This is a genomic window from Roseateles saccharophilus (assembly GCF_004342485.1).
Classification (GTDB): domain Bacteria; phylum Pseudomonadota; class Gammaproteobacteria; order Burkholderiales; family Burkholderiaceae_C; genus Pelomonas; species Pelomonas saccharophila.
Genome location: NZ_SMBU01000078.1, coordinates 1 through 4,877 on the forward strand (window position 1 = coordinate 1; position 4,877 = coordinate 4,877).

Annotated in this window: 5 protein-coding genes; 2 read left to right on the forward strand and 3 right to left on the reverse strand. The window is 71.0% G+C overall.

What is annotated here, in order from left to right:
* Positions 1-1,217 (forward strand): IS110 family RNA-guided transposase (locus tag EV671_RS26265; protein ID WP_132576854.1); only part of this gene is annotated, 1,217 nt, incomplete at its 5' end.
* A 32-nt stretch (positions 1,218-1,249) separates the two neighbouring features.
* Here the strand turns inward: EV671_RS26265 and EV671_RS26270 are convergent.
* The 3 genes from EV671_RS26270 to EV671_RS26280 form a co-directional block, all read right to left on the reverse strand.
* Complete coding sequence (locus tag EV671_RS26270; RefSeq protein WP_132576855.1) at positions 1,250-2,413, reverse strand: alpha-hydroxy acid oxidase; 1,164 nt, start codon at positions 2,411-2,413, stop codon at positions 1,250-1,252.
* A gap of 67 nt (positions 2,414-2,480) precedes the next feature.
* A complete protein-coding gene (locus tag EV671_RS26275) occupies positions 2,481-3,392 on the reverse strand; it encodes a LysR substrate-binding domain-containing protein (RefSeq protein ID WP_132576856.1) in 912 nt (303 codons plus the stop codon).
* 21 nt (positions 3,393-3,413) lie between these two features.
* Positions 3,414-4,208, reverse strand: coding sequence for a tetratricopeptide repeat protein (locus tag EV671_RS26280; protein ID WP_132576857.1), 795 nt, complete (start codon positions 4,206-4,208; stop codon positions 3,414-3,416).
* Between the two features lie 247 nt (positions 4,209-4,455).
* Between EV671_RS26280 and EV671_RS26285 the strand changes: the two genes are divergently transcribed.
* The gene (locus EV671_RS26285; protein ID WP_132576858.1) at positions 4,456-4,782 is read left to right on the forward strand and encodes an MmcQ/YjbR family DNA-binding protein; all 327 of its coding nucleotides are present in this window, start codon (positions 4,456-4,458) and stop codon (positions 4,780-4,782) included.
* The last annotated feature ends 95 nt before the right edge of the window (positions 4,783-4,877 follow it).

Genomic DNA, 4,877 nt, shown 5'->3' on the forward strand with positions numbered 1-4,877 from the left:
CGGTGCGGGAAGTGGGAACCATGACGGACGACCTGAACGCCTTGGCCGACTGGTTGCTGGCGTGCGGGGTCGACGTGGTGGTGCTGGAGTCCACGGGGGTGTACTGGATCCCGGTGTACGAGGTGCTGGAGCAGCGCGGCTTGAAGCCCTGGCTGGTCGATGCGCGGCAGGTGAAGTACGTGCCGGGGCGCAAGAGCGACGTGCAGGACTGCCAGTGGTTGCAGAAGCTGATGAGCCACGGGTTGCTGCGCGCGGCGTTCCGACCCGCGGCCGATGTCTGCGTGATGCGCGCGGTGGCACGCCAGCGCGAGGTGCTGCTGCGCGAGCAGGCCAGCTGGGTGCAACGTATGCAGAAGTCGCTGGTGCAGATGAACATCCAGCTCACCGAGGTCATCAGCGACGTGATGGGCCAGACGGGACAGGCCATCATCCGCGACATCGTGGCGGGCCAGCGCGATGCCAAGGTCCTGGCGCGACATCGCCACGTCCGCGTCAAGGCCAGCGAGACCGACATCGCCAAGGCGCTGACGGGCAATTGGCGCGAGGAGCACCTGTTCGTGCTGAAGCAGGCGCTGGCGATGTACGACGACATCGCCACGCGGCTGCGTGAGTGCGACACGCGGCTGCAAGAGCTGCTGACCGAGCGCGCCACGGCCAAGGTCGACCTGGGCAAGGCGCCGCGGGCGGGCAGCAAGACCCGCGCGGCGTTCGATGCGCGCCAGAGCCTGGCCAACTGGGCCGGCGTGGACCTCACGCGCATCAACGGGCTGGGCCTGGATTCGGTGCTGAAGATCCTCAGCGAGATCGGCACCGACCTCAGCCGCTTCGCCAACGTCAAGCACTTCTGCTCCTGGCTGGGGTTGTGCCCGGCCACCAAGATCAGCGGTGGCAAGGTCCTGAGTGCGCGCACAAAGCGCTCGTCAAACCGGGTACGCCAGGCGCTGAAGATGGCCGCCATGAGCTTGTCGCACAGTGACTCGGCCTTGGGCGCCTTTTACCGCCGCCTGTGCTCGCGCATGGACAAGCCCCGAGCCAACACCGCCACCGCCCACAAGCTCGCCCGAATGGTTTACTTCATGCTCACCCGCGGCGAAGCCTTCGTCGACCAGGGCCAGCAGCGCTACGAAGAACAACAACGCCAACGCAGCATCACTTCGCCCAAGCGCCGCGCCGCCGCCATGGGCTTCCAACTTCACCCCGTGGGTGCCGCCGCATGAACGACCGCCTTCAATTCTGTTTCTTGTGAGGCTCAGGCCGTCGGGTAGCTGCCCGGCACGAGGATGTCGCGCGTGACCCGGGTCAGCTGCGTGTGGCCGCAGAAGGCCATCGTCACGTCCAGCTCCTTGTGCAGGATCTCCAGTGCCTTGGCCACGCCTTCCTCGCCCATCGCGCCCAGGCCGTAGGCCATCGCGCGGCCGATCATCGTGCCGCGTGCGCCCAGGGCCCAGGCCTTGAGCACGTCCTGGCCGGAGCGGATGCCGCCGTCCATCCAGACCTCGCAGTTCGAGTTCAGCGCGCCCACCTCGGCCACGATGGCCGGCAGCGCGTGGATGCTGCTGGGTGCGCCGTCCAGCTGCCGGCCGCCGTGGTTGCTGACGACGATGGCATCGGCCCCGGCTTGCACGGCGAGGCGCGCGTCGGCGGCTTCCATGATGCCCTTCAGGATCAGCTTGCCGCCCCAGCGCTCCTTGACCCAGGCGATGTCGGCCCAGCTCAGGCGCGGGTCGAACTGCTCGTTGGTCCAGGCCGACAGCGAGCGCATGTCGCTGACGCCCTTCACATGGCCGACGAGGTTGCGGAAGGTGTGGCGGCGCGTGCCGGCCATGCCCAAACACCAGCGCGGCTTGGTCATCAGGTTGACGATGTTGGCCAGCGTGGGCCGCGGCGGCGCGGTGAGGCCGTTCTTCAGGTCCTTGTGGCGCTGGCCGATGACCTGCAGGTCCAGAGTCAGCACCAGGGCCGAGCACTTGGCGGCCTTGCAGCGGTCGATCATGCGCGCCATCGCGTCGCGGTCGCGCATCATGTAGAGCTGGAACCAGAACGGCGCCGAGGTGTGCTCCGCGATGTCCTCGATGGAGCAGATGCTCATCGTGGAGAGCGTGAACGGGATGCCGAACTTCTCGGCCGCGCGCGCGGCGTGGATCTCGCCGTCGGCGTGCTGCATGCCGGTCAGGCCCACGGGGGCGATGGCCACGGGCATCTTGGCGTGCTGGCCCACCATCTTCACGGCCGTGCTGCGGTTCTCCATGTTGACGGCCACGCGCTGGCGCAGCTTGATGGCCTGGAAGTCGCTCTCGTTGGCGCGGTAGGTGGTCTCCGTCCAGGAGCCGGAGTCGGCGTAGTCGTAGAACATGCGCGGGACGCGCTTCTCGGCGAGCTGGCGCAGGTCTTCGATGCAGGTGATGACGGGCATGGTGCGGCCTTGCTAGGGATGGCCGCGATGCTAGGCCCGGAGCGGCCCGTGCGCCCCGGAAAAAACCTCAGGCGGCGCCGGAAGAGTTTTCCAGCGCCCGGCAATGGCCGTGCAGCCAGGCCGCGAAGGCTTCGGCCGCCGGGCTGGGGCGGTGGGTGACGAGGCCGTAGTGGCGTTCGGCCGGTACGGCCAGCGCGAAGGGCTGCACGAGGCGCCCCTCGGCCAGCTCGTGGCGGGCCAGGCTCAGCCGCGCCAGCGCCACGCCCTGGCCGGCCAGGGCCGCCGCCAGCGTGAGGCCCAGGTCGACGAAGCGCGGGCCCTCGTCGGGCTCAGGCGTGTCGGCCAGCCCGGCGGCGCGCAGCCAGGGTGCCCAGGGCTGCAGCGGCGTGCGCAGCAGCGGCAGGGCGAGCAGGTCGGCCGGCTCGCGCAGCGGGCCATGCCCTGCCAGCAGGGCCGGCGCGGCCAGCGGCGTGAGGCGGTCGCGCAGCAGCACCTGCTCCGGCGCGATGCCGTCCGGTACGGCGCCGTGGCGGATCTCGACGTCCGCGCCCGCATCGCCCTCGGCCAGCAGCGGCACCGACAGCGTCAGCTCCAGCTCGATATGCGGCTGGGCGGCCCCGAAGCCCGGCAGCGCGGGCACCAGCAGCTGGCGCGCGAAGGTGGGCGTGGAGCTGACGCGCAGGCGCTCGCGCTGCGGGCCGCTGCGTTGGTGCAGCGGCATGGCCTGCAGCAGGGCCAGGGCCTGGCGCACCTGGGGCAGGTATTCGTGGCCGGCCGGCGTGAGGCTCAGGCCGCGCGGCGGCTGGCGCAGGAACAGGGGCTGGTCCAGCCTTTCCTCCAGCCCGGCCACGCGCTTGGCCACGGCGCTGGCGCTCAGCGCCAGCTCGGCCGCGGCGGCCTCGAAGCTGCCGGCCCTGGCCACGGCCTCGAAGGCGAGCAGGGCGTCGAGCGAGGGCAGGCGGATGGGGCGCGCGGGCATGCGGCCATCCTAACCAGGGGCCTAGAAGTTGATCGTCGTCGGGCCCGCGTCGCGCGAGGCCGGGCGCAGGTACTGGCCCAGCGTGCCGGCCATGGCCGCGACGACGCCGGCGGCCAGGAGCCCGGCCTGCCGCAGGGCTTTGGGCTTCTTGGCCACGGCGTCGCGGGGGGCGCGGTTGCGCGGTTGCACGACGGCCTGCACGAGGGCCAGTTCCTGCTGGCGCTCCTGCACGAGGAAGACCAGCCGGTTCGGGTCGGCGAAGCGCAGCGCCAGCGTGCGCACGGCCTTCAGTTCGCGCTGCTGCACCAGCACGCCCTGGGGCCGCAGCGTGCAGCCCAGCGTGCGGCTGCGCAGGTACAGGGCCTTGGCCGCCAGCCGGTCGGGCAGGCAGCCCACGCCGGCGTACAGGCAGTTGGCGAGGTTGAAGCTGGCTTCCGCATGGCCCAAGGCCGCCGCGGCCACATAGGCCGACAGGCCGGCGGCCTCGTCGGCCGGCCCGCCGCGGCCGGTCATCAGCATGCGGCCGAGCTGGAAGCGCCCGATGGCGCTGCCCAGCGCGGCGGCACGCTCCAGCAGCGTGCGCGCGGCCACCGCATCGGCGGCCATCCCTAGGCCTTCGAGCTGGCACAGCCCGAGCATGGCCAGCCCGTCGCTGCTGCCGCTCTCGGCGGCGGCACGGAACCAGCCCACGGCGCGGCGGTAGTCGGGCGGCGTGGCATGGAACAGGGCGAGTGCCTGCTGCAGCGGGTCGATGGGCGGCGTGGCGAGCGCCGCTGCGGGCAGGGTCAGGCCAGGGCCAGGGTCTCGGCAGTTCATCCGGCAATCAAGTCATGGCGGGCCCGTGCCGATGCGGCCGGCCGGGCGAGGGGTGTGCCTGGATTCTCCGCGACGCCTCCGCTCGGGGATGGGCTCCGCGACCCGCGGTCGACCGGCGAGGCGGCGGGATGCAGGCCGGCGCCGTGACAAATTCCCGCGCCACGCGAGCGGCGCCGGCATGGGCAGCATGCGGCGTCACCCCCCAACGCAGGCCACGACGAGCTTTTCCGCCCTCGCCCGCTTCGCCATGGAACTGCCCGGTGCCGCGCAGGACATCAAGTGGGGCGCCGATGGGGTCGCCAGCGTCGGCGGCAAGATGTTCTTCGTCGGCGGGCCGCATCCGGGCGCGTGGACGCATTGCAGCTTCAAGGTCGACGACCACCGCTTCCTGGAGCTGACCGGCCTGCCGGGCTTGAAGCCGGCGCCCTATGCGGCGCGCTACCACTGGGTGGCGGTGGACGATGCGAAGGCGCTGCCGCTGTCGGAGCTGAAGGCGCTGGTCGTGCGCTCGCACGCTCTGGTGGCGGGGAAGCTGAGCCGAAAAGTCAGGCTCGGCCTGGGCATTGTCGTTTAGGGCTGTGCTGAACAAGTAGACGATTTCGACGCGGCTTCGTGTCGACGTTTTACTTGCTCGAACTGACGTCGTATTGCCCCGCCCATGCCGAGTTT